The following is a 24,470-nucleotide window of genomic DNA, read 5'->3' as shown; positions in this document are numbered from 1 at the left end:
ACTCCGCTACCAGCTCATCGGGATCACCCGGTAGCGAACATTCGCCGCGTAGTCGTCGTAGCCGCGCAGGCCGGTGCGCAGCGTCTTTTCTTCGATCGGGATGCGAATTGCGAGCAGCGCAATGAAGACAAGCATCGTGCCGTGCCCGGGCGGCTAATCCTTTCCCCAGCGCGGCCGGCGCATCGAAAATATCTCGTTGACGCTGGCATAGTCCATATAGCCGAGGCGGGCGACATTGCCGGCCCTGACGATGTCGAACTGGCCGTCTTTGAGATAGGCATCGTCGATGTGAACGCCAATGACCTCGCCGGCAACGACGATGGCGCTGGTCTGCGAACCGTCCAGCGCCTTTGGCCGCAGGATTTCCGTCACCCGGCATTCCAACGCGGCCGGCGCCTCCGCCACGCGCGGCGGCGCAACCAGGCGCGATGGCGCCATGGCGAGATCGGCGTAGCCGAACTCGCTGACGCCGCGCGGCGCATCGACCGCCGTGCGGTTCATCTTTTGCGCCAGCTCGCGGCTGACGAGATTGGCGACGAACTCGCCCGTCTCTTCGGCGAAAGTGGCGCTGTCCTTCGCGCCTTCCGATGAGAACCATACGATGAAGGGGCGTGTCGAAAAGGCATTGAAGAAGGAATAGGGCGCGAGATTGATCTCACCCGCCCTATTCAACGTCGAGATCCATCCGATGGGGCGCGGCGCGACGATCGCCTTCGACGGATCGTGCGGCAGGCCATGCCCCTTCGAAGGCTCGTAGAACATCTATCCGACCCAGGGCCCGCAATAGTCGGCGTAGAGCCTCGCCGGATCTGGCCGGGGCCGTTCCGGCGCGGGGCCCTGGTAGGAGCCGATATGAACGAAACCGACGACGCGCTCCTGCGGCGACAAACCGAGGATCGCCCTGCCCTCGGCAACGTCGGAATACCAGTTGCTGATCATGTTGGTGCCATAGCCTAGCGCATTGGCCGCGATCATCAGATTCATAGCCGCCATTCCGCCCGACAGGAACATCTCCCATTGCGGGATCTTAGGATTCTCCCGCGGCACCGAGACCACGCCGATCACCAGCGGCGCGCGCGAGAAACGCGCCAGTTCCTGATTGCGGCGGCCTTCGGTCAGTGGCCCTTCCCGCTGCTCGGCAAGTGTCGCGAGCTTCCTGCCGATCTCGTTCCGCGCCTCGCCGCGATAGAGGATGAAGCGCCAGGGCTCGAGCCTGCCATGGTCCGGCACCCGCGAAGCGGCGGCGATCATTGTAGCGATCTCCGCATCGCTCGGCGCCGGCTCCTTGAGGTCCGGTATCGGCGCGGAATTGCGGCTCAGCAGGAAGTCGATGATGGGCGACGCCATGGGCGGAAGTCTCCTGAATTCAATTTTGAGCTGAAGCGCGCCATCGGGAGGTCGGGCGGCTCGGGCATTGACGCAGTATGCGCCGGACAAAAGAGCCGTTGGTGGGAGCCCCGAACTCTTAAGCCTTGAAATTGCCACCGCCTTAAGCTTCAACGCAAGGCATGTTTGAGGGGACTCTGCGCCTTTTCGTGATCGGGCTCATCGCCGCGCTGTTCGCGGTGCCGTTTTCCTTCGCGCTGGCACAGAACGCCAATGAAGTCGACAAGCTCAAACTGCCGGGAATTTCGAGCTATGCGACGCCGAAGAGCGAGGGATCGCTGGCCCGCGGCAGCGGCGGTGCCATCACCCTCTCTGCCCAGTTGACCGACAAGGGCGCCGATATCGGCCGCGGCGTGGTCTGGCGGGTGTTCAGGCCCGAAGCTGCCGGCGACGGCAAGCTGCCGATGGTGGCATCCGCCCATGGCGGCACGGCGGTGTTCCAGCTCGACCCCGGCAGCTATCTGGTGCATGCCTCCTACGGGCGTGCCGGCGCCACCAAGCGCATCACGGTCGGCAAGGAGCCCAAGCGTGAGAACGTCGTGCTCGACGCCGGCGGCCTCGAGCTCGACGCCGTGACCTCAGGCGGCGCGCATATCGCACCGAAGAAGCTGCGCTTTGCGATCTATGAAGGTCAGGCCAAGCCCAATGGCGACCGAGCGCTGATCATTCCCGATGTCGAGCCGAACACGGTGGTGCGGCTGAACGCCGGCACTTACCACGTCGTCTCTACCTATGGCGCGGTGAACGCCGTGATCCGCTCGGACATCCGCGTCGAGGCCGGCAAGCTGACGCAAGCCACCGTCGAGCACCGCGCGGCTGAAATGACGATGAAGCTGGTGCGCGAGGCCGGCGGCGAAGCGATTGCCGATACGTCCTGGTCGCTGCTCAACGAATCCGGCGACCCGATCAAGGAAGCCGTCGGCGCCTTCGCCTCGATGGTGCTGGCCGAGGGCCAATACACCATCATCGCCAAGAACCGCGACCGCATCTACCAGAAGGATTTTGCCGTCGTGGCCGGCCAGAACCAGGAAATCGAGGTTTTGGCCAATGAATCCTCCGCCATCGATCCGGAGGAAGGCGCGGACTAGAGCAATCCCAGGAAAAGTGTGAAACGGTTTTCCGTCCGGAATTGCGTCAGAACAAGGCCACCGAGCGGTCTGCCGTTTCCCTGAAACGGTGAACCGCTCCAGCCCCGCCGGGCGCAAATGGCGGTGGCGCATGCCACCGCCATCCGAGCAGAAGTCTTGGGAATTCAGGCGGCGCGGCGCCTGCGGTCCGGAGAGATCGCCTCGTCTGCCAGCGATTTCACTGCGTCAGCGAGCTTGAGCGATTCCTGGTCGCGGGAGCCGAGCCGGCGCATGTTGACCGTCTCTTCTTCCGCCTCGCGCTTGCCGCAGACGAGGATGACCGGAACCTTGGCCAGGCTGTGCTCGCGCACCTTGTAGTTGATCTTCTCGTTTCGCAAGTCGACCTCGGCCAACAGGCCTGCGGCCTTCAGCCGGTCGACGACCTTCCTCGCATAATCGTCGGCATCGGAGGTGATTGTCGCCACCACCACCTGCAGCGGTGCGAACCAGAGCGGGAAATGGCCGGAGTAGTTCTCGATCAGGATGCCGAGGAATCGCTCCATCGAGCCGCACACCGCGCGATGCACCATCACCGGCTGCTTCTTCTCCGAATCCGAGCCGATGTAGAAGGCGCCGAAACGCTCCGGCAGGTTGAAGTCGACCTGCGTCGTGCCGCACTGCCATTCGCGGCCGATGGCGTCCTTCAGCACATATTCGAATTTCGGGCCGTAGAAGGCGCCCTCGCCCGGGTTGATCGAGGTCTTGATGCGGTTGCCGGAGCGCGTGCGGATCGTCTCCAGCACGTTGCTCATGATCGCCTCGGCATGGTCCCAGGCCTCATCGGTGCCGACGCGCTTGTCCGGCCGCGTCGACAGCTTCACGCTGACTTCGTCGAAGCCGAAATCGGCATAGGTCGACAAGATCAGGTCGTTGATGCGCAGGCACTCCGCCGCAAGCTGCTCCTCGGTGCAGAAGATATGCGCGTCGTCCTGGGTGAAGCCGCGCACGCGCATCAACCCATGCAACGCACCCGACGGTTCGTACCGGTGTACATTGCCGAACTCGGCAAGCTTTACGGGCAGTTCGCGATAAGACTTCAACCCATGCTTGAAGATCTGCACATGGCCGGGGCAGTTCATCGGCTTCAGCGCGAAGACGCGGTCGTCGTCAGTGTCGTCGCCGGCGACGGTGACCTTGAACATCGCGTCGCGATACCAGCCCCAGTGGCCTGAGGTTTCCCACAGGCTCTTGTCCAGCACCTGCGGCGCATTCACCTCCTCATAGCCGTGCTCGTCGAGGCGGCGGCGCATGTAGTTGACCAGGTTCTGGAATATCCTCCAGCCCTTGGCGTGCCAGAAGACGACGCCCGGTCCCTCTTCCTGGAAATGAAACAGGTCCATCTCGCGGCCAAGCTTCCGGTGATCGCGCTTTTCGGCCTCCTCGAGCAGCGTCTGGTAGGCATCGAGCTGCGCCTGGTCGGCAAAGGCCGTGCCATAGATGCGCGTCAGCATCGGATTGTTGGAATCGCCGCGCCAGTACGCTCCCGCCACCTTCATCAGCTTGAAGGCGTTGCCGATCTGTCCGGTCGAGGCCATGTGCGGTCCGCGACACAGGTCGAACCAGTCGCCCTGCGCGTAAATCTTCAGGTCCTGGTCTTCCGGGATGGCGTCGATCAGCTCGATCTTGTAGCGCTCGCCCTTGTCGGCGAAGACCTTCTTCGCCTTCTCGCGCGACCAGACCTCCTTGGTGAAGGGTTTGTTGCGCTGGATGATCTCGCGCATCTTTTTCTCGATCGCCGGGAAATCGTCCGGCGTGAACGGCTCGTTGCGCGCGAAATCGTAGTAGAATCCATTCTCGATGACCGGTCCGATGGTCACCTGCGTTCCCGGCCACAATTCCTGCACGGCCTCGGCCAGCACATGGGCTGCGTCGTGGCGGATGAGTTCCAGCGCACGGGGATCGTCGCGGGTGATGATCTCGACCTTGCCGGACTTGCCGAGCGGATCGGAAAGATCGCGAAGCGTGCCGTCGATGGCATAGGCCACGGCCTTCTTGGCCAGCGACTTGGAGATCGACTCGGCGAGACCGGCGCCGGTCATCGCCGCGTCATACTCACGCATGGAACCATCGGGAAATGTCAGGGAAACGGAATTCAGCATCAGAGTTCTCCTATCCAGTCCCGCAAACGAGCGCGGGTGGTGAATTGCATGTCGCGCGAATGTGCTGAGCCATGCAGGGCCGGAGGTTCCGGCGGCGCAGTCTTTTATGGGCAGATTCCGGCGCCGTAAAGTCGCGAGCCGGCTCTATTTGATGAGAGCGGGCAAATCCTTCAGGAAAGCGGCCCGGGTAGCGGGGCCCTTCGGCATATTGCCGCGCGTGGCATCGGCGACCAGCCGGGCGAAGACGATCCGGCGGCCGTCCTTCTCGGCCCAACCGATGAACCAGCCGAGCGACCGCTTGCTGCTGCCAATCCTCGTGGTGCCGGTTTTGCCCTGGACGGTCCAGTCGCCGGCGTTGAAGCTTGGGATGATCGCCCTGGCCAACTCTTGGGCCTTGGCGGACGCCGGCATCTTGCCGGCGAGCAGGCTGCGCAGAAACGCCGCCTGCTCCACCGGCGAAATTTCGAGCGAGGAATCCACCCAGGAATTGGTCAGGCCGTCATTCTTGCCGGCGCTGCCGGAGACATCCGCATTGCCGTAGCCGAACTTCGACACATAGCCGGCGAAGCGATCGGCGCCGAGCCGGCGCGTGATCTCGCGGGAGTACCAGATGATGGAATCGCGTTCCCAGATGATCGGGTCGACCGTTTTCTGGTCCCGTTTCACGGCGTTGAACTCGGCCTTGTAGTCCCAGCTCGGCGTATGCTCGTCGCTGAGGATTCCGGAATCGTAGCCCATCAAGGCCAGAGGCACCTTGAAGGTGGACGCCGGGCTGGCGCGCTGGTCGCAGATCCCGTCCTGGTACAGCGTCGCCCCGCTTTCAGCATCCTGGATCAGCGTGCAGTGAATGTCCGCACGAGGTGCGGACTGCGCCCGCATCGGCAGACCCAGCATCCAGGCCAACAGGAAGAGAACGACAGCAAAAATAAAGGGATAGCGGTCCATCTGGCGCATGCGAATCTCACTCCTGGCTGGGATTACCCAGCGCGGCTTAGCGAGGCGCCTTGTCTCGATTTTGTCTCAAATTCGCAGTGTTTGTGCAGATCGATGTTAAGCCTAACAGAGCGTAAAAACGCCCCAGCGAAAGGTCCCCAGCTAAGCGTCCCTTTCGCCGCGCTTCTTGCCGATCTGCCAGTAGCGCCATGGCATGAACCAGACATAGCGTTGGGCAAGCGTCTCCGGCACCCGGTCGATGCCATGGGATCCGAATGGTCCGCAGCGCGAGACCCGAAATAGGGCCATCCAGCCGCCGGCCCATAGACCATGGCGGGCGATCGCCTCATGCGCGTATTCGGAACAGGTCGGCAGATGCCGGCAGCTGTTGCCGACAAAACCGGAGAGCGTCAGCTGGTAAAGGCGCACGAGCGACGTGCCGAGGACGCGGCCCGGCGTCTTGCGCCAGGGCCCCGGCCAGTTGCGTCCGCGCTGGATGGGCCGGGCGCCATGCGCATGTCCATGGTGGTCAGCCAACCGCTTTGCTCCGCAGCGCGTTTCGCTGCGCGATAGATGTGGGCTTCGGGCCGGGAACGCAAAGCTCTTTTGCCCTTATGGCCTGGAGCTGCCGATCGACTCCTACTTTGGCTGCGCGCTGGACAACGTATCTCGGGAATCGAACGTGACGACCATTTCGCGCCAGACTTCATAGCTATCGGCATAAACCGCCAATCCGGTGAAGGGTGCGCATCGGACAATTGATCGAACCGCGCTATCATTGAATCTCTTGTCCTGCAGGGCTTTCGCAGGATTGAGTACTCTGGCGATCCCGCTAGCGAACCATCCCGATTCAAACTGATTTGGACACGCGTGACCACAGGCCCGCCGTCGGCCGGGAGAGCCCAGCAGCCAGCCAGCTTGTTAGAAAGGTAGACGCCAGCTTTCTGCATCGCAGCGCTCTCTGCACTTATCGCAGAGCTGTTCAGTACTACCGAAACAGTAAGGCCCAAGGCTGCCATCAACCAACGCAAGCGCTTTCTCCGTGATGGTTAGCTCAAAAGCCGAGTGAAATATCAAGCCGCCTGTCCGGCGCGCTTCTTCTCGATCTGGCCGATCGCGTCGACCACCGCGTCGAAGGTCAGCATGGTCGAGGCGTGGCGCGCTTTGTAGTCGCGCACCGGCTCCAGATATTTCAAGTCGGCGAAACGGCCTTCCGGCGGCGCGCCGTTCTCCTTCAGCATCTTCAACATCGTCTCGCGCACCGCGCGCAGCTCATCGGCGTTAGCGCCGACAACGTTGCGGGCCATGATCGAGGACGAAGCCTGGCCGAGCGCGCAAGCTTTCACGTCATGAGCGAAGTCGGTCACGACATCGCCATCCATTTTCAAGTCGACGGTGACGGTCGAGCCGCACAATTTGGAGTGCGCCCTCGCGGTCGCATCGGGGTGGTCGAGCCGGCCGATGCGCGCGATATTTCCAGCAAAACCAAGAATTTTCGTGTTGTAGACTTCGTCGATCATATTTTTCCGGTCCGTCGCCGCCGAGCGAACAGGCTTTGCCGTTCTTGCGTCTTCCTTTCGCTGGGCACGACCATATATAATGCTGGCAGCCGGGCATCGACAAGGCAACCATAGGCCGCCGTCCTTGCTCACTCTGTTCACGCCGCTTACGGGCTGGAAACGGGCGAGTTTCTAACACCCGAAAGGTCGTGGTCCGTTCAACTCGTTCCTCCTGAGAGGGGAACTACGGGAGACGCCTTTATGGATGCCGTCATCAAGAAACTCATGCCTGCTTCGTCCTACATGGAAAAGCCGGTCACCGATCGCCCAAGCGAGGCCGAGGTCGAGGTCGCTGTGCGCACGTTGCTGCGCTGGACCGGCGACAATCCGGACCGCGAAGGCCTGGTCGATACCCCTAAGCGCGTCACCAAGGCGTTTCGTGAGATGTTCAACGGCTACGACATGTGCCCGGCCGAGGAACTCGGCCGCACTTTCGAGGAGGTGGCCGGCTATGACGATCTCGTCATCGTCAGGGATATAAAGTTCCACTCGCACTGCGAGCACCACATGGTGCCGATCATCGGCAAGGCGCATGTCGGCTATCTCCCGGATGGCAAGGTCGTCGGCCTCTCCAAGATCGCGCGCGTCGTCGACATCTTCGCCCATCGCCTGCAGACCCAGGAAGCAATGACGGCGCAGATCGCCGGCGTCATCCAGGACGTGCTCAACCCGCGCGGCGTCGCCGTGATGATCGAGGCCGAGCATATGTGCATGGCCATGCGCGGCATCCGCAAGCAGGATTCCACAACGCTGACCTCGACGTTCACGGGTGTCTTCAAGGATACGCCCGAAGAGCAGGTCCGCTTCGTGACCATGGTGCGCAATTAGGCGCGCCTGCGCTCACCTGCAAAAGGCGTAGCCTCGATCGAAAATGGTGGTTTGCGGCCTTCGGAGCAGAGCGTATTTGTAGTACGCGAGCACCGGAAGCGCAGGACGCCGCCATTTCGCAGGCCTCGCCGGATATCAGCACGCCTTCAAATCAGACAAGGACCGGCGATGTCGGCACTGCAGTTTTCCGAAGCTCCAAAGGACAAGAAAGCGCTGGAGGAAGGTACCGCACTTTCTCCGCGCTTCGACGCCGCCGGCCTCGTCACCGTGGTCGTCACCGATGCCGGCGACGGCATGCTATTGATGGTCGCCCACATGAACGCGCAGGCGCTGTCTCTGACACTTGAAACGGGCATCGCCCATTACTGGTCGCGCTCGCGCAACGCTCTGTGGAAGAAGGGCGAAACCTCGGGCAATTTCCAGCACGTTGTCGAGATGCGCACGGATTGTGACCAAGACGCGATATGGTTGCGCGTGAAAGTGTTGGGCCACGACGCAACTTGTCACACGGGAAGACGTTCCTGCTTTTATCGGACGGTGGGGCTCAACGACGGCAAGGCGGTGCTTGCCGACGATGGCAGCAAGCCGCTGTTCGATACTGAACAGACGTATCGGAAGCCGGTGTGAACCATTCAATATTCACCAACCACTCATATTCACTATTCTCAAACAACCTTCCTGTAGAAGGGATGTGGGACAAGGGAGATCATGATGCTCGAATGGGCGTCATTGCGCAGCAGACCTGACGTTCAGGAGGCCAACGGCCCTGCATCGTCCGGCGGCGTGCCCGACCCGAAGTCGGCGAAGAGGATGGGCATTTCCCTGGCGCTCGGCGGCGGCTGCGCCCGCGGCTGGGCCCATATCGGCGTGCTGCGCGCCTTGGACGAAGCCGGCATCGAAGTGTCGATGATAGCCGGCACCTCGATCGGGGCGCTTGTCGGCGGCTGCTATCTTGCCGGCAAGCTCGACGAGCTGGAAGAGTTCGCCAGGAGCCTGACCAAGCGCCGCATCTTCGGCCTCCTCGATTTCAATCTGCGCGGCAGCGGCCTGTTCGGCGGCATGAAGCTCGACGCGCGTTTGCGCGAGCATCTGACGGGCACCCGCTTCGAGGATCTGTCGAGGCCGTTCGTCGCCGTCACCTCTGAAATCCGCACCGGGCACGAGATCTGGCTGTCGAGCGGCTCGCTGATCACAGCGATGCGCGCATCCTACGCGCTACCCGGCGTATTCGAGCCGGTGACTTGCAACGGCCGCGTGCTGGTCGACGGCGCGCTGGTCAATCCGGTGCCGGTATCGGTCTGCCGCGCCTATGAACAGCCGCTGGTGGTGGCGGTTAATCTCCACTACGACCTGTTCGGTCGCGCCGCGGTCATCAAGCACAGCGCCGGCGAACTCGTCATCGAAAACGACGCGCCGAGCAGCGCGGGCCTGTCCGAGCACCAGGCGCATCACACACGTCTCGGCATCACCGGCGTCATGGTCGAGGCCTTCAACATTATTCAGGATCGGATCTCGCGGGCCAGAATGGCCGGCGATCCGCCCGACATGTCGTTGCAGCCGAAGCTCAGCCACATCGGCCTCACCGAGTTCCATCGCGCCGACGAGGCCATCCGTCTCGGCTACCAGGCGACGATGGCGCAGATCAGCGAGCTGACCCGCCTGCAGTCGGTCCTGGCCTGATCGCAACCCCGCCCGAGCATTGTTGTCAGGCGAGCACCGCATCGGTGATGCGGAACTGCACTGTGCGGTTCCCGTTCCAGTGGTTCGCCGAAAGAGATCCGGCAACATGCACCGTCTTGCCCCTGTTCCTGAACAGGAATTCGCCAAGCAAAGTATCGACGGCGCGAAAGGCCATCGCCTGGATACGGCCGCCACTTTGCGAGATCAGTTCGGCGCGGATGTGATTGGTGCCGACCGGCCGCGCATCGGCCAGCCTGTGCCGCGGCAGCGCGAAAACCGGCGCTGCGTGCCCGGCCCCGAAAGGTCCGGCCCTTTCCAGCTCATCGATCAGATCGAGCGTTGCGCCTTCGGCGGCGAGCGCGCCGTCGATGGCCAGGCTCTCCTCATTCTGCAGCCGGAAGACATCCGCGGCCGCATGCTCCTCGAAAAATCCCCTCAGCGCACCGAGCTTTGCCCGCTCGACCGTGATGCCCGCCGCCATGCCGTGGCCGCCGCCCTTGACGATCAGCCCGGCCTCGGCGGCCGCGCGCACCAGCCGGCCGAGATCGAAGCCGGACACCGAGCGGCCCGAACCGGTTCCCACGCCGGTGGAATTGAAGGCAACGGCGAATGCCGGCCGGCGCGAGTGCTCCTTCAGCCGGGAAGCGAGCAGTCCGACGATGCCGGGATGCCAGCTGTTGCTGGCGGTGACGACGATGGCCGGGCCGCTGCCGCCGGCAAGCTCGGCGTCGGCTTCGGCGCGGGCTTCGGCCAGCATCTCCAGTTCCATCTGCTGCCGTTCCTGGTTGAGGCGATCGAGCGTCTCTGCAATGCTTGCCGCCTCGACGGGATCGTCGGTCGCCAGCAGCCGGCTGCCCAGCGCCGCATCCCCAATACGCCCGCCGGCATTGATCCGCGGCCCGATCAGATAGGCGAGATGGAAGGTGTTGATCGGCTCGCCGATACGCGAGACCCGCGCAAGCGCTGCCAGCCCTTCGCTCTTCTGCTGGCGCGCCACCTGAAGCCCCTTGACCACGAAGGCGCGATTGACGCCGGTGAGCGGGACGACGTCGCACACCGTCGCCAGCGCGGCGAGGTCGAGCAGTGAGAGCAGATCGGGAGGCGTTCTGTCCGGCAATCTCTCGCGCAGGACCTTCGCCGTCTGCACCAGGCAAAGGAAGACGACACCCGCGGCGCAGAGATGCCCCTGCCCGGACAGATCGTCTTCGCGATTGGGGTTGACCACGGCATCCGCAGCCGGCAGCGGCCCGCCGACCTGATGATGGTCGAGCACCACCACATCGGCACCCGCCTGCTTCGCCGCATCGATTGATGCGGCGCTGTTGGTGCCGCAATCGACGGTGACGATCAGCTTCGCGCCGCGCGAGATGAGCTCTCTTATGGCCTCCGGGTTGGGGCCATAGCCTTCGAAGATCCGGTCTGGGATGTAGATCTCGGACGGCACCGAAAAATGCGTAAGAAAGCGCTTGAGCAACGCCGACGAGGCCGCGCCGTCTACGTCGTAGTCGCCGAAGATGGCCACCTTCTCATGGGCCACGATTGCGTCAGCCAGCCGCGCGGCCGCCTTTTCCATGTCCGTCAATGAGGCTGGGTTAGGCAACAACTCGCGGATGGTCGGATCGAGAAAGCGCTCGGTCTGTTCCACGGCGACGTTGCGCCCGGCCAGAACGCGCGCCACGATGTCGGGCACGCCAAAGCCCTGCGCGATGGCAAGCGCCGTCATGTCCTGCCGCTCAGTCAGCCGATGTTCCCAGCAAACACCGTTGGCCGACTGCCTGACATCGAGGAAGAAACGCCTTTCGCCCGTCATTCGGCGCGCCGTCTGCATAGTGTCATGCATGCGATATCAATATGCGACGACCGGAGCAATTCCGCGAATGGGGCAACTCCAGGAAAACTGTGAATCGATAGCCCCGCCCGCAACAGCGCCAAAGGGCCCCCGGCCGGACGAAATCAAAACTTCTCCAGATCCTGGTGGCGTGCCTTGATCTCGCGCACGGTGCGCGAGGACGAGCGCAGCACGATGGTATGGGTGGTGATGAAGGTGCGGCCGAACCTGACGCCATCGAGCAGATTGCCGTCGGTGACGCCCGTCGCCGCAAACAGCACATCGCCGCGCGCCATATCCTGGACGCGATAGATCCGCGTCGGATCGGCAATGCCCATCTTTTGCGCCCGCTCGACCTTCTCCGGCGTATCGAGCAGCAGCCGGCCCTGCATCTGGCCGCCTGTGCAGCGCAACGCGGCCGCCGCCAGAACGCCTTCCGGCGCCCCGCCGGTGCCGAGATAGATGTCGATCCCGGTCTCCTCCGGATCCGTCGTGTGGATGACGCCGGCGACGTCGCCGTCGCCGATCAGCCGGATCGCGGCACCCGTGGCGCGCACGGCCTCGATAAGCCTGGCATGACGCGGCCGGTCGAGGATGCAGGCGGTGATCTCGGACACCGCCACGCCCTTGGCCCTGGCAAGATTGGCGATGTTTTCGGCCGGTTCCGCGTCGATGTCGATGACACCCTCGGCATAACCCGGCCCGATGGCGATCTTGTCCATATAGACGTCCGGCGCAAACAGCAGACTGCCCTTCTCCGCGATGGCGATGACGGCGAGCGCATTGGGCAGGTTCTTGGCGCAGATCGTCGTGCCCTCGAGCGGATCGAGCGCGATGTCGACAGCCGGACCGTTGCCCATGCCGACCTCTTCGCCGATATAGAGCATCGGCGCCTCGTCGCGCTCGCCCTCACCGATCACCACCGTGCCCTTGATGGCGAGTCGGTTGAGCTCCTGGCGCATCGCATCGACCGCCACCTGATCGGCCGCCTTTTCGTCACCACGGCCGCGCAGCCGAGCTGCGGCGACCGCGGCCCGCTCGGTAACGCGCACCACCTCCATGGTGAGGATTCGGTCGAGTCCGGCTGCGAAGTTCTGGGCCATGTTCATGAACGGGTATTCCTCGTTGACTGTTCGCTTCGAGCAATTCCGGACGGAAAGCCGCTAAACACTTTTCCTGGAATTGCTCGCACCTCCCGCCAGGGGCGCGCTTCTTCTGTCAAAGCTCTGTGACAACGGCAAGACTTGCCGGATCAGAGGCAGATCATTCCGCTCGCTCGATGCGGATCACCTGCGGCTTGTCGGTCAGATGGCCGTCCTTGGTGACACCCTCGACGGCCTTGCGGACGGCGGCTTCCGTCGTCTCGTGGGTGACGAGTATGACCGTCTTCTGCGCCTCGGTTTCCGGCCCGGCGGCCTGCTGGACGATCGATTCCAGCGAAATGTCGTTATCGGCCATGCGTTTGGCGATCGCCGCGAAGACGCCGATCCGGTCATGCACGGTGAGGCGGATGAAATAGCCGCCGGCATGGCTGCGCATCTGGGCTTTCTTGTATGGCTTCAGCTCCTTCGCCGGCCAGCCGAAGACAGGCCCGTGCTGGAAGCCCGGCCGGCTCTTGGCGATGTCGGCAATGTCGCCGACCACCGCCGAGGCGGTGGCATTGCCGCCGGCGCCGGGACCCGAAAGCAGCAGCTCACCGAGAATGTCGGTCTCGATCGCCACCGCGTTGGTGACGCCATGCACCTGCGCGATGACCGACGCCGTCGGCACCATGGTCGGGTGCACGCGTTGCTCGATCCCGCTCTCGGTGCGCTGCGCGACGCCAAGCAGCTTGATCCGGTAGCCGAGATCGGCCGCCGCGCGGATGTCGGCCTGGGTGATGTTGGAGATGCCTTCCAAATAGATGTCATTGGCGGCGATCTTCGTGCCGAAGGCAAGGCTGGTCAGGATCGACAGCTTGTGCGCCGTGTCATGCCCCTCGATGTCGAAGGTCGGATCGGCCTCGGCATAGCCGAGCCGCTGCGCATCCTTCAGCACGGCGTCGAAGGAGATACCTTCGGCCTCCATGCGGGTCAGGATATAGTTGCAGGTGCCATTGAGGATGCCGAAGACGCGCGTCACCGCATTGCCGGCCATCGCCTCGCGCATCGTCTTGATCACCGGGATGCCGCCGGCCACCGCCGCTTCGTAGTTGAGCAGCACGCCCTTCTTCTCGGCCGTCTCGGCTAGTTGCACACCGTGCTTGGCGAGCAGCGCCTTGTTGGCGGTCACGACGTGCCGGCCGGCATCGAGCGCCGCCTTGACCGAGGATCGCGCCGCCCCCTCGTCCCCGCCGATCAGCTCGACGAAGACGTCGATCTCGGCCCTTTCCGCCATCTTGACGGCATCGTCGAACCATTCCGCGGTGCTGAGATCGACGCCGCGGTCGCGCTTCGGATCGCGGGCCGACACAGCGGCGACGACGATGTCGCGTCCGCACTGACGGGTGAGCTCGGCCGCCTTGTCGCGCAGCACACGCGCCACCGACGCGCCAACCGTGCCGAGACCGGCGATTCCAACACGCAGCGCTTCAGCCATGTCCGGCGACGTCCCTCAAAAATAAACTGGTCGTGAATATCAGCCGAACTCACCGGTGAGCGGCAAGCGGCACCACATTGTTGGGCTGCTTGGCGGTCGATGCCAGGAAGCGCTTGATGTTACGCGCCGCCTGGCGGATCCGGTGCTCGTTCTCCACCAGCGCCAGGCGCACGAAGTCGTCGCCGTGCTCGCCAAAACCGATGCCGGGCGCCACCGCCACATCCGCATGCTCGATGAGCAGCTTGGAGAACTCGAGCGAGCCGAGCTGGCGAAACTGCTCCGGGATCGGCGCCCAGGCGAACATCGATGCCGCCGGCGCCGGAATGGTCCAGCCGGCGCGGCCGAAGGAATCGACCATCACGTCGCGGCGCTTGTGATAGACCTCGCGCACCTCGGCAATATCGGCACCGTCGCCGTTGAGCGCATGCGCCGCCGCCACCTGGATCGGCGTGAAGGCGCCGTAATCGAGATAGGATTTGACCCGCGTCAATGCCGCGATCAGGCGTTCGTTGCCGACCGCGAAGCCCATGCGCCAGCCCGGCATGGAGAAGGTCTTCGACATCGAGGTGAACTCGACGCAGACGTCGATCGCGCCCGGCACCTGCAGCACCGACGGCGGCGGGTTGCCGTCGAAATAAATCTCCGAATAGGCAAGGTCGGACAGGATGATGATGTCGTTCTTCTTGGCGAAGGCGACCACGTCCTTGTAGAAATCGAGCGAGGCGACCAGCGCCGTCGGGTTCGACGGATAGTTGAGGATCAGCGCCAGCGGCTTGGGGATCGAATGGCGGATGCCGCGCTCGAGCGCCGGGATGAAGCCGTCATCCGGCTCGACTTGCAGTGAGCGGATGACGCCGCCCGACATGATGAAGCCGAAGGCGTGGATCGGATAGGTTGGATTGGGGCACAGCACGACGTCGCCCGGCGCGGTGATCGCCTGCGCCATGTTGGCGAAGCCTTCCTTCGAGCCAAGCGTCGCCACCACCTGCGTGTCTGGGTTGAGCTTCACGCCGAAGCGGCGCTGATAATAGTTGGCCTGGGCGCGGCGCAGACCCGGAATGCCGCGTGAGGAAGAATAGCGATGCGTGCGCGGATCGCGCACCACTTCGCACAATTTGTCGACGATGGCCTTCGGCGTCGGCAGGTCCGGATTGCCCATGCCGAGGTCGATGATGTCGGCGCCGCGCGAGCGGGCGCTGGCCTTCAGCCGGTTGACCTGCTCGAACACGTAAGGCGGAAGCCGGCGGACCTTGTGAAATTCTTCCATGGGAGTTCCAGACGATCAAAGAGGCGCTTTCGGCGCGCGATATAAACCTAATTGCAGTTAGGGTCGAGGGCGGGATCGCATTTGCCTTCGATCTGTTTCAGGGCGTCGTCGCCGTGGGTCTTGGCCAGCGTGTTCAGATCTGTCTGGTTCGCGGGCTTCGCCCGACCCCCCTTGGAAAGCTGCGCCTGCTGGTCGGCCTTCAGCTGCGCGAGGTTCGCAGCGGTTTCTTCCTTGGTCAGTTGCTTGGCAGCCGCCCGTGGCGGGATGTTGAGGTTCGGATAGGTGCCGGTGTCCTTCGGTCCTTCCACGCCGGCGACCGCCGCCTGACGGCTGCCGCTGTCGCTGGTGCAGCCGCCGGCCGGCATCAGCGCGCACAAAAGCGCAGCCGTCATGGCCATGCGGCACAACGAACCGCTAGCGAGAAAAAGATACCGGCCGTTATTAATCGTCATATTGTTTTCCTGGCAGCCGGGCTAGAGCATGTTGGACCCGGTCAGATCTCGCATGATAATATGTCAGCAAAACGCTCCGGGAGGAACCCGCGAACCATGGCCAAGGCACCCGATTCGGGCAAAGCGGAAGATGACGGACCTTCGACCGTCGAGCAATATCTGGTGAAAGACCCCGAACGCTTTGCATTGAACATGGCGCGCATGGTCGAGCAGGCAGGCAAGGCCGCTTCCGCCTGGGCCGAGCCGCGCGAAAAGGGTGAGGTGCGCGACCACGTCGCCGAGCCCGTGGTCGACATGGTCAAGACGTTCTCCAGGCTGAGCGAATATTGGCTCGCCGACCCGCAGCGCGCGCTGGAGGCGCAGACGCGGCTCTTCGCCGGCTACATGACGGTCTGGGCAAATGCCATCCAGAAGGTCAGTCCGAATGCGGAGCCTACCGAGGATGCGGTCAAGCCGGAGCGCGGCGACAAGCGCTTCCAGGATCCGGAGTGGGGCCGCAACGCCTTCTTCGATTTCCTGAAACAGGCCTATCTCGTCACCTCGCGCTGGGCGGCCGACCTTGTCGACCATGCGGAGGGACTCGACGAGCACACCCGGCACAAGGCCAGCTTCTATGTCAAGCAGGTGTCCAACGCGATCGCACCGTCGAACTTCATTCTGACCAATCCGGAATTGTTCCGCGAGACGGTGGCCTCAAACGGTGAGAACCTGGTGCGCGGCATGAAGATGCTTGCCGAGGACATTGCGGCCGGCAAGGGCGACCTGAAGCTGCGGCAGGCGGATTACTCGTCCTTCGAAATCGGCAAGAACCTGGCGATGACACCCGGCAAGGTGGTCGGCCGCAGCGATGTCGCCGAGATCATCCAGTACGACCCGGCGACCGAGACCGTGCTGAAGCGGCCGCTGCTGATCTGCCCGCCCTGGATCAACAAATACTACATCCTCGACCTCAACCCGCAGAAATCCTTCATCCGTTGGGCAATCGAGCAGGGCCACACCGTTTTCGTCATCTCCTGGATCAACCCCGACGAGCGCCACGGCGCCAAGGGCTGGGAAGCCTATATCCGCGAGGGGCTGCAATATGGCCTCGACATCGTCGAGAAAGCCACCGGCGAGACCGGCGTCAACGCCATCGGCTACTGCGTCGGCGGCACTCTGCTGGCGGCAGCACTTGCCCTTTTGGCGCAGGAGGGCGACGACCGCATCAAGTCGGCCACCTTCTTCACCACGCAGGTCGACTTCACCCACGCTGGCGATTTGAAGGTGTTCGTCGACGAGGAGCAGGTCGCTGCGGTCGAACGGTCGATGAGCGAAAAGGGCTACCTCGAAGGCACCAAGATGGCGACCGCCTTCAACATGCTGCGCTCGGGCGACCTGATCTGGCCCTATGTCATCAACAACTACATGCGCGGCAAGGACCCCCTGCCCTTCGACCTGCTCTACTGGAATGCCGATTCGACCCGTATGGCCGCTGCCAATCATTCCTTCTACCTGCGCAACTGCTATCTCGAGAACAATCTCACGCGCGGCACCATGGAGCTTGCCGGCCGCACCGTCTCGCTCGCCGACGTCAAGATCCCCATCTACAATCTGGCCACGAAAGAGGATCATATCGCTCCGGCGCTATCGGTGTTCCTCGGCTCGCGCTATTTCGGCGGTGACGTCGAGTATGTGATGGCTGGCTCGGGCCATATCGCCGGCGTGGTCAATCCGCCCGCGGCCAAGAAGTACCAGTACTGGACCGGCGGCAAGCCGGTGGGCGACTTCGGCCAGTGGTTCGCCGCGGCGGTGGAGCATCCGGGCTCCTGGTGGACGCACTGGCAGCACTGGATCGAAACCCAGGAGGACGCCCGGGTGCCAGCCCGCAAACCCGGCAAGCGGATGAAAACCCTGGGTGATGCGCCGGGCACCTATGTGAAGGTGCGTGTGTAACGAATTGTAACGTCTGGTGAGTTGACGGCCTGCCAAAACAGGGCGAAATGGTGGCGTTAATCGTTTTCGCAGCCTCAATTCGCCTCCAGACGCAGAACAAATCCGAGGCTTGCAGATTCGATGCAGATCCCGTTTCCGGTTCGGGAACAGGACGTCATTGCCGCAGGTGCAGGGGTGCCGCGGCGATGATGAGCGGACCGGATACCGAGGGGGATTTTTATTTTGAAATCAGTAGGTTGGCGTCTCGCACGAAGGGAAAGCCGCAGCATCGCGGCCGCACTCTTCTCCGTGCTTCTGGCCTCCTGCACCTCGACTACCGACCCCACCCTGTCGGTCGTCACGCCGGGCTATAATACAACTGCCGGCGAGATGAGCGCAGCTTCCAGCGCCAAGACGGCGACCACCACCGATTCGTCGCTGCAGGTGACGTCCGCCTCCTCGGAAGCGACATCGACCGTGATGAGCGAAGGCGACACGCCTTTGCCGGAAAAGGTGGCCTATGTGCCCGTGACCAACCCCCAGGCCACATTCCCGATCGCGGTGCCCGCCGGCGCAAGCACAGTCGCCGGAAACACGCCGGAACCGCTGGTTCCATCGGCGCAGACGGCCGACGAGACGAAGGCCGTCGCCCAGCAGGTTGCCGCCGGCGATGCCGCTGCGATTGCTTCGCAGGCGCAGGCAACCACGCAAGCAATGAGCAATGGCGTCTATGTGACCGCGGGCGATGCCCCGCAGGCGCAGATCGCCGCGCCGAAGAAGGGCCTCTTTGCCTCGCTGTTCAGCACCACGCCGGCGGCCGCGGCGCCCGCGCCCCTGGTCAACACGCGTGCCGGCGACCAGCCCTCGGCTCAGGCCAAGACCACGCCGCCGCCGGCAAAGCCGATCATCAACCTCGCTTCGGCGACACCGGCCGAAAAGCCGGTGCAACTCGCCTCGCTCGGCGATGAAAGCGGCCACATCACTGGCGCCGACGCCTTGCCCGGCGTTCGCCGGACCGCGCTGTTCGAGATCAAGCGCAAATCCGGCATCGACGACGAGAGCGACGTTGACCTCAACGAGGATGAAGGCGGTGCTTACCAGGTTGCTTCTGCCGCCGGCATGGCCAGGCTTGCACCCAACGGCCTGCTCAAGCAGAACGAGAGCGTCGACGTCGCCTGCCTCAAGCCGTCGCTGGTGCGCGTGCTGAAGACGATCGAGGGCCATTTCGGCCGCAAGATGATCGTCACCTCCGGCTATCGCGACCCGGCCCGCAACCGCCGCGCCAACGGCGCCAAGAACTCGCTGCACATGTATTGCGCCGCCGCCGACATCCAGGTGCCCGGCGTCTCCAAGTGGGAACTGGCAAGCTACGTCCGCACCATGCCCGGCCGCGGCGGCGTCGGCACCTACTGCCACACCGAATCCGTCCATGTCGACGTCGGCCCCGAGCGCGACTGGAACTGGCGCTGCCGCCGGCGTGCCAGCGGTGGCGACGACGGGTAGTCTTTCGGTGCCACTGCCCGCAGTTTGCCTGCATCGAAAACAGTGCGCATCGCTGAAACAAAGGCGTTCCAACCGGTTTGGAAAAAAGTTGTCGCATCTGACGGCAGATGGGTTGCCGGTTGCGAACAACGCAATTATAAGCCGCTTCGTCTGAGCGCGCCCATCGTCTAGCGGTTAGGACACCGCCCTTTCACGGCGGTAACAGGGGTTCGATTCCCCTTGGGCGTACCAGTCTTTTCAAGCACTTAGCTCCAAATCTCGTTTCTCTGTCCAGTTTCTGGCCAATATCCAATGAGTCCAAGTGACACGGCGGGGGTGCAATGGATCAGCTTGTGAGTCTCCTGCAGTCTGTTCTGGGCCTAAATCCCAGGCAGGGTTGGACCTGGGTCATTGCCGGTACGGCCGTGCTCGGCCTGCATTATTTTGGGGTTGGTCCGTTTGCGAGCCTCGACACCGGCTGGGTCGCCGTCGCTGGCATTGCTGCGGTTTTCGGGGCTGCCATCCTCATTGTATCCTTGGGGGCTTATTTCGTTAACAAGGCGGCTTCTCGCTCAGAGACGCGTCGGGCTATTAAGGACACGCAACAGCAGTGGGACTTCCTAAACCAGGAGGCTCTCAGGAATGTGGAGATCTTGAGCCAGTCTGAACAAGCGGCACTGGCATGGATAGTTCGGAACGGGCAGAAGCGATTTCGGACTGAGTTCTTTCAGCACATGGATGGAAATCTCGTCGCTAAGAGAATCGTCCTTGGACCGGTCGGCAACACCAACGACGTTTACGAGGTGATCGACAGCATCTGGGCAATGCGGGATCAGTTGAAGGAGCGCTATGAGCAGATTCAGCTCAATGTGGAGCCTCCCTGGTCGCCGTATGGGCAAGTCGGAAGATACCTGCCTCGATAGAAACCAGCCTCCCGCAACGTTGCCAGTGTCACGCGCTGCGAGTGCGGGAGGTGTCAACCCGGGTTGACAAAAGAAGGCCCGGAAGTGCGAGCCGCCGGGCCGATGGGTACTTTGACCCACAAGGAGTTGAACGCCGCCAGCTTACTCCCAACTCGTCGACCCCACAAATCAAAAGCCGGCCACTGCGCAGACAAAGAAAGGGCCCGGAAGCCAAGGAGGAGCCGCCGGGCCGAAATAGCTGAGAAGATCTCAACCTATGGGACGTTCATCATACGCCCGATCCTATGAAGCACAAGGCCCGGCCACCTCACAGCAGCCGGGCCTTTGCAACCGCGTGGTTGCCTGTCTAGCTCATGCGTTCGAGGTCGGCGATGATGCTTTTGAATATGATCATCTCGCTATCCTCGTCTTCGAGGTTCCAGTGCCGCCGCAGCTTCGCCTTGGCAGTTAGGCCTTTGAGGCTCGTCGCCCGCGCCTTCCACACGCGATACCAAGCGCGGTCTGCCTTGGCCGACAGCTTCTCCTCTCTGGCTTCGGCCTTGCGCAGGCGCGGTAGGTCGGGCTTGGGCTTCTCACCGATCTTGAACGTCTTGTCCGATGCCCTTTGCATGCGCTCGTCTGCGGCGTAGAACTCCGCTAGGCGCCTTCACATCCTTGCCGGAGCGGCGGCCACAGACGAACCAGCCCTCGGTTACTGGTGCCGTGGGTGCCTCGTCCCTGCCGGTGAGTTCGGTGAAGACGGCAAGCTCTGCCTCGTCCAGCGGCTCGCCGAACAGGGCCTTGTCGATGACGCGCCATACACCCCAGCTGTCGGCAGCGAACCATGGCCCGAACAGGTCAGGGTCCTGGCAAGCCTCGGCATAGGTGAAGGCGGGAGCGCTCATGCTGCGCTGCTGGCCTTCTGTGCGGCCCTGGAAGCCATGAACGTGGTGATGTCGGGCGTGACGTCGCGCGGCTCGGGTCCGCCTATCTGCTCGGCATCGCGGCGCCGGCTGTTGAGTAGGGTCGCTATCTCGCTGATGCCGATCTGCTCACCCTTGAGCCAGCGAACCTGAGCATCGCGGATCATGGCCGACGTGATGGCGACGTCTTCAATGAACCGAATGCGCATGGCATCGAGAGCGGATTCCCCGCCACGCTCGCCAATCAGCTCATCCCTTAGCTCGACCGCCTGCTGATATGGCTTGGTGCGCTTGTCCAGGTCCTCGAATGAAAGCAGCCTCACCTTGCCGCCTTTCGACGGTGCAACTGGCGGGGAACCTGGCTCTACCTGGCGGTATCTTCGGGCATTTTTGCGCCTCATATCGTCCATCTGTTGGACATAATAGCGCAAGTGAGAAACTAACTCACTGTATTTATTGTTCTATTGCTGTCTAGCTATGTTCAAGTTACCGCTTTGCTCAGGCGTTAACGCCAATTCCGAACGCTCGAGGCAAGGTGCTTCGAAGCAGCGGCAGAAAAAAGTCCGTAGTTGGAGCGAGTATGCCACCAATTCCGAACGCTCGAGGCAAGGTGCTTCGAAGCAGCGGCAGAAAAAAGTCCGTAGTTGGAGCGAGTATGCCACCAGAAATATGAGCCACAATTCCTTTCATATGAAATCAGCGTGACAAGCGTGACAGAGCGTTACATGTCACGGTGCGTCACGGCGCATGCAAGCGTGACGTGACGTGACACCCCCTTATAAGGGTGTCACATGTCACGCTGCTGCCTTGCCGTCGAAGCATCGCCATACGTGATCGTCATAGAACTGGATGTGGCCACCATCCCGAAGGAAGTTCTTGGCTCGATTGAACGCCTGGCGTTTCGTGTCTGGAGCATCCTCGTGAGAGTGCAGGTAGAAGTGATGGCGCCACTGTTCGACCTGGACGACGTTGCATGGTGGCCAGTCCTGCCCGAACTTGCGCACGCCGCTAGCTTGGAGAGCATCATCGAGAGCGATCAGCGCCGCTCGGTTCTTCGGCGACAGCGATTGCTTGCGCGCCGCCGTGATTGTGCTGTCCATCTCAGGAACGAGACTGCCGCCCGATGGTGTCAACCTGAAGCCCCAGGAGCCGGCGCTGTCGGCGTCCTTGTGCCGCTCGACGGTCAAGGTTGCCGTCATGGCGCCTTTGTCGCCCTCGACCTTGAGGCGCGTGTCGAACGAGCCCCAGAAGTGAGAGTGGCCACGAATGCGGCTGTCGTCCTGATATGGCGCGTGGGCAACCACCAGAACTGCCACGCCGGTTTCGCGTAGGATGCGCTGGATACCATGCACCCAGGCCCGCGCGGTCTTATCCTCGATCTCGCTACCGGCCATGCTGCCGCCGAAGATATCGATGACGATCAATTGGAAAGCTGGATAGTACGACATCGGATGCTGCGAAAACTCGGCTTTGTCGACGGCATCAATCAGCGCTGTGACATCATCAGCCACGTCGAGTCGAATTTCTCTTGGGTACAGGAAGGCAGTTCGTTCGGCCTCTCCGGGACATTGTGGTGGTCGTACCATGCCGGAATGCGCTTGCGGCCGACGCCGTTGCCGCCCTCTGTCGCCACGATGAGAACGGTCGGCAAGGCGTGTGAGTTGTCGAAATCGGGCAAGACCTCATGGCTATGCCATGGCCGATGCGAGGCCACGGAAAGGGCGATGTCGATCGCCAGGAAGGACTTGAACGAGTTCGACTTGCCAAACATCAGGGCGGTGGTGTTTTCCTGAATGAGCCCGTCGATAAGCCATGCAGGCTCAGGAAGGTCCTTCATGTCGGCATAGGAGAGGATCTTGAGCGGTTCGGGTTTGCTCATCAGTAGCAACTCCTACGCATGCGCCGATATTCCTTGGCCGCTTCCGCGATGTGAGAGGATTCCGGCGTCGGCGCCGGGCGCCACGGCCTGCCATTGAACTCGGCCACGATGCCCGCGACGAAGCTGTACGACCGGGCGCTCGGGTCATGTTCGTAGCCCGCATCATCGAAGCGTAGCACCGCGCATTGAAGGTGGTTGCGCGCCGCCGTCAGATGTCGGACGGCTGCATCGATATAGAGTTCCTCGATGCTCGGAAGGTTCGGACGAATGGTCATGCCTCCGCCTCGCACTTCAGCCGGCGATGCTCAGCCTTATGGTGAAGGCGACAAAGCCAGCGAACGGACATTGGCCGCTCGTAATCATCGTGATGAGCTTCGGCGTTCGGGTCGCCACACTCCGCACAACATTCCTGGATGACGAGGCCGCGTCTCACGGCGCTCCTGAGAGCTTGGTGGGCCCATACCTTTATCGGGTTGGCTTGCTTCCAGCGCTCTTGCCGCGGGTTCTTGGAACGGCTAGACTTGCGGTGTGAAATGTTCTCCTTGCCGCCGTTCCCGATTGCCGTCGGGGCGGCGGTTTCTCGTTCAAGAGGTGCGTGCATGAGCGCCTCCCTGCCAATCCTGGCGAAGCAGGGCGAGGCGCATAACCTGGCAAGCCTCAGGTGCGGAGATACCGAACCGGCGGCGCAAGGCTGGCACGATCGGCCGCTCACAGCTCATATAGTTCGCGGCATACCATTCGATGGCGTCGGCAAGGTGCGCGGGCGAAGCATGATCAGTCGTTTCAACAAGGCGCCGATTCATTAGGCGGCCTCGCTGGTTTCGCAGGCCTTGCGCCAGTCGGCGGCGGCTTCCTTGGAAATCAGAACGCGACCGCCAACCTTCATGGTGCGTGGTGCGGTGCCCGCATTGATGAGGTTGTAGAAAGTGGCGCGGCTGATGCGGTGAGCCGCGCAAAACTCAGGAATGCTGTAGGCTTCGAAGGCGTAGTCCATCTGGGTTGCTCCTGTGTTTGGACAGGACCAAGATGGATGCGTTTGGAATTTCGCTCTACGGTTGAAGGGGTCCGCAGTGATGGGGTAAAGGGTTCACCCCTTACGTTTCGGGTTGCCCCCGCCCATCGCTTCTAAGGGCCGAACAGCGGTTGCCATCGCCTCCGCCATTCGGCGAGTAACCTTTTTGCCCCCCGGTAGTGGTTGGCTCAAAAAGAAGTGCTCAAGCGGGGACTGTCAGGAATTCTGTGCGCGAGGCCATGATGATGGAAAGGAGAGAATCATCACATGGCTATCGAGAAAGAACTTCTGGACCAGTTGCTTGCCGGGCGCGACCCGAATGAGGTGTTCGCCCGGGACGGGTTGCTCAACGACCTGAAGAAGGCGCTGTCGGAGCGGATACTGAACGCCGAACTCGACGAGCACCTCGATGAGGAACGCACCGAGGGCGGTGCCAATCGCCGCAACGGCCATTCGAAGAAGACAGTTTTGACGGGCACGTCGAAGATGACGCTGTCGATCCCGCGCGACCGTGCGGGAAGCTTCGATCCGAAGCTGATCGCCAGGTACCAGCGCCGCTTTCCCGACTTCGACGCCAAGATCGTCTCGATGTATGCGCGCGGCATGAGCGTGCGCGAGATCCGCG

Annotated in this window: 26 protein-coding genes, 1 tRNA gene and 1 pseudogene; 9 read left to right on the top strand and 19 right to left on the bottom strand. The window is 62.6% G+C overall.

Going from position 1 to position 24,470, the window contains the following annotated elements; all coding sequences use genetic code 11:
• Window positions 1-6: 6 nt before the first annotated feature.
• From EN818_RS00140 to EN818_RS00130, 3 genes and pseudogenes are all read right to left on the bottom strand, one after another.
• Window positions 7-135: pseudogene (locus tag EN818_RS00140) on the bottom strand (isoprenylcysteine carboxylmethyltransferase family protein); the annotation flags it as partial.
• 18 nt (window positions 136-153) lie between these two features.
• A complete protein-coding gene (locus tag EN818_RS00135) occupies window positions 154-762 on the bottom strand; it encodes a flavin reductase family protein (protein ID WP_095807226.1) in 609 nt (202 codons plus the stop codon).
• Window positions 763-1,347 carry a nitroreductase gene (locus tag EN818_RS00130; protein ID WP_095807225.1) on the bottom strand — a complete coding sequence of 195 codons (585 nt, stop codon included), beginning with the start codon at window positions 1,345-1,347 and terminating at the stop codon, window positions 763-765. It lies immediately after the preceding gene.
• Window positions 1,348-1,508: 161 nt separating this feature from the next.
• Between EN818_RS00130 and EN818_RS00125 the strand changes: the two genes are divergently transcribed.
• Window positions 1,509-2,474, top strand: coding sequence for a hypothetical protein (locus EN818_RS00125; protein ID WP_095807224.1), 966 nt, complete (start codon window positions 1,509-1,511; stop codon window positions 2,472-2,474).
• A 164-nt stretch (window positions 2,475-2,638) separates the two neighbouring features.
• Here EN818_RS00125 and thrS read toward each other — a convergent pair whose 3' ends face one another.
• The 4 genes from thrS to EN818_RS00105 form a co-directional block, all read right to left on the bottom strand.
• Window positions 2,639-4,612, bottom strand: a complete 1,974-nt coding sequence (thrS, locus tag EN818_RS00120) for a threonine--tRNA ligase (protein WP_095807223.1) — start codon at window positions 4,610-4,612, stop codon at window positions 2,639-2,641.
• A 144-nt stretch (window positions 4,613-4,756) separates the two neighbouring features.
• The gene (gene blaOXA, locus EN818_RS00115) at window positions 4,757-5,566 is read right to left on the bottom strand and encodes a class D beta-lactamase (protein WP_135903891.1); all 810 of its coding nucleotides are present in this window, start codon (window positions 5,564-5,566) and stop codon (window positions 4,757-4,759) included.
• Window positions 5,567-5,707: 141 nt separating this feature from the next.
• On the bottom strand, window positions 5,708-6,082 hold the full coding sequence (yidD, locus tag EN818_RS00110) for a membrane protein insertion efficiency factor YidD (protein WP_095807221.1): 375 nt from the start codon (window positions 6,080-6,082) through the stop codon (window positions 5,708-5,710).
• A gap of 536 nt (window positions 6,083-6,618) precedes the next feature.
• A complete protein-coding gene (locus EN818_RS00105; protein ID WP_095807220.1) occupies window positions 6,619-7,065 on the bottom strand; it encodes an iron-sulfur cluster assembly scaffold protein in 447 nt (148 codons plus the stop codon).
• 240 nt (window positions 7,066-7,305) lie between these two features.
• Between EN818_RS00105 and folE the strand changes: the two genes are divergently transcribed.
• From folE to EN818_RS00090, 3 genes are all read left to right on the top strand, one after another.
• Window positions 7,306-7,932: a GTP cyclohydrolase I FolE gene (gene folE / locus EN818_RS00100; protein WP_095807219.1), complete on the top strand. Its 627-nt coding sequence runs from the start codon at window positions 7,306-7,308 to the stop codon at window positions 7,930-7,932.
• Window positions 7,933-8,100: 168 nt separating this feature from the next.
• The gene (hisI, locus tag EN818_RS00095; protein WP_095807218.1) at window positions 8,101-8,559 is read left to right on the top strand and encodes a phosphoribosyl-AMP cyclohydrolase; all 459 of its coding nucleotides are present in this window, start codon (window positions 8,101-8,103) and stop codon (window positions 8,557-8,559) included.
• A gap of 84 nt (window positions 8,560-8,643) precedes the next feature.
• Window positions 8,644-9,612 (top strand): patatin family protein, encoded by a 969-nt coding sequence (locus tag EN818_RS00090; protein WP_095807274.1) that lies wholly within the window; start codon window positions 8,644-8,646, stop codon window positions 9,610-9,612.
• A 25-nt stretch (window positions 9,613-9,637) separates the two neighbouring features.
• On the opposite strand, the gene recJ is transcribed toward EN818_RS00090, so the two are convergent.
• From recJ to EN818_RS00065, 5 genes are all read right to left on the bottom strand, one after another.
• Window positions 9,638-11,422: a single-stranded-DNA-specific exonuclease RecJ gene (gene recJ, locus EN818_RS00085; protein WP_135903889.1), complete on the bottom strand. Its 1,785-nt coding sequence runs from the start codon at window positions 11,420-11,422 to the stop codon at window positions 9,638-9,640.
• 143 nt (window positions 11,423-11,565) lie between these two features.
• The gene (glpX, locus tag EN818_RS00080) at window positions 11,566-12,549 is read right to left on the bottom strand and encodes a class II fructose-bisphosphatase (protein WP_095807217.1); all 984 of its coding nucleotides are present in this window, start codon (window positions 12,547-12,549) and stop codon (window positions 11,566-11,568) included.
• Between the two features lie 154 nt (window positions 12,550-12,703).
• Window positions 12,704-14,017: a homoserine dehydrogenase gene (locus tag EN818_RS00075; RefSeq protein WP_095807216.1), complete on the bottom strand. Its 1,314-nt coding sequence runs from the start codon at window positions 14,015-14,017 to the stop codon at window positions 12,704-12,706.
• 49 nt (window positions 14,018-14,066) lie between these two features.
• Complete coding sequence (locus EN818_RS00070; RefSeq protein WP_095807215.1) at window positions 14,067-15,284, bottom strand: LL-diaminopimelate aminotransferase; 1,218 nt, start codon at window positions 15,282-15,284, stop codon at window positions 14,067-14,069.
• Between the two features lie 47 nt (window positions 15,285-15,331).
• Complete coding sequence (locus EN818_RS00065; RefSeq protein ID WP_245420405.1) at window positions 15,332-15,682, bottom strand: hypothetical protein; 351 nt, start codon at window positions 15,680-15,682, stop codon at window positions 15,332-15,334.
• Between the two features lie 150 nt (window positions 15,683-15,832).
• On the opposite strand from EN818_RS00065, the gene phaC reads away from it, so the two are divergent.
• The 4 genes from phaC to EN818_RS00045 all read left to right on the top strand — a co-directional run bounded on the left by phaC (window position 15,833) and on the right by EN818_RS00045 (window position 20,052).
• Window positions 15,833-17,668, top strand: coding sequence for a class I poly(R)-hydroxyalkanoic acid synthase (phaC, locus tag EN818_RS00060; RefSeq protein ID WP_129553928.1), 1,836 nt, complete (start codon window positions 15,833-15,835; stop codon window positions 17,666-17,668).
• Between the two features lie 222 nt (window positions 17,669-17,890).
• Window positions 17,891-19,150, top strand: a complete 1,260-nt coding sequence (locus tag EN818_RS00055) for a YcbK family protein (protein ID WP_245420404.1) — start codon at window positions 17,891-17,893, stop codon at window positions 19,148-19,150.
• A 156-nt stretch (window positions 19,151-19,306) separates the two neighbouring features.
• Window positions 19,307-19,381 (top strand) — tRNA-Glu (locus tag EN818_RS00050).
• Between the two features lie 89 nt (window positions 19,382-19,470).
• On the top strand, window positions 19,471-20,052 hold the full coding sequence (locus EN818_RS00045) for a hypothetical protein (protein ID WP_129553913.1): 582 nt from the start codon (window positions 19,471-19,473) through the stop codon (window positions 20,050-20,052).
• Between the two features lie 346 nt (window positions 20,053-20,398).
• Here EN818_RS00045 and EN818_RS00040 read toward each other — a convergent pair whose 3' ends face one another.
• The 7 genes from EN818_RS00040 to EN818_RS00010 form a co-directional block, all read right to left on the bottom strand.
• Window positions 20,399-20,662: a hypothetical protein gene (locus EN818_RS00040; protein ID WP_129553912.1), complete on the bottom strand. Its 264-nt coding sequence runs from the start codon at window positions 20,660-20,662 to the stop codon at window positions 20,399-20,401.
• On the bottom strand, window positions 20,625-20,936 hold the full coding sequence (locus tag EN818_RS00035) for a hypothetical protein (protein WP_129553911.1): 312 nt from the start codon (window positions 20,934-20,936) through the stop codon (window positions 20,625-20,627). The genes EN818_RS00040 and EN818_RS00035 overlap by 38 nt, the downstream gene beginning before the upstream one ends.
• Entirely contained in the window at window positions 20,933-21,385 is a 453-nt protein-coding gene (locus EN818_RS00030; protein ID WP_135903887.1) for a hypothetical protein, read from the bottom strand. The genes EN818_RS00035 and EN818_RS00030 overlap by 4 nt, the downstream gene beginning before the upstream one ends.
• A gap of 363 nt (window positions 21,386-21,748) precedes the next feature.
• A complete protein-coding gene (locus tag EN818_RS00025; RefSeq protein WP_135903885.1) occupies window positions 21,749-22,540 on the bottom strand; it encodes an AAA family ATPase in 792 nt (263 codons plus the stop codon).
• Window positions 22,441-22,833, bottom strand: coding sequence for an AAA family ATPase (locus EN818_RS34255; RefSeq protein ID WP_135903883.1), 393 nt, complete (start codon window positions 22,831-22,833; stop codon window positions 22,441-22,443). Before EN818_RS34255 ends, EN818_RS00025 begins: the two co-directional genes overlap by 100 nt.
• Window positions 22,833-23,108: a hypothetical protein gene (locus EN818_RS00015; protein ID WP_129553908.1), complete on the bottom strand. Its 276-nt coding sequence runs from the start codon at window positions 23,106-23,108 to the stop codon at window positions 22,833-22,835. Before EN818_RS00015 ends, EN818_RS34255 begins: the two co-directional genes overlap by 1 nt.
• A 527-nt stretch (window positions 23,109-23,635) precedes the next feature.
• Window positions 23,636-23,827, bottom strand: a complete 192-nt coding sequence (locus tag EN818_RS00010; protein WP_129553907.1) for a helix-turn-helix domain-containing protein — start codon at window positions 23,825-23,827, stop codon at window positions 23,636-23,638.
• Window positions 23,828-24,112: 285 nt separating this feature from the next.
• On the opposite strand from EN818_RS00010, the gene EN818_RS00005 reads away from it, so the two are divergent.
• Window positions 24,113-24,470, top strand: a 358-nt coding sequence (locus EN818_RS00005) for a transposase (protein WP_189523758.1), incomplete at its 3' end; no start/stop codon positions are given.

It is taken from the genome of Mesorhizobium sp. M3A.F.Ca.ET.175.01.1.1 (genome assembly GCF_004791945.1).
GTDB lineage: Bacteria > Pseudomonadota > Alphaproteobacteria > Rhizobiales > Rhizobiaceae > Mesorhizobium.
The sequence above is the reverse complement of the archived record's forward strand: the minus strand, read 5'-3'. Positions and strand labels throughout refer to the sequence as shown.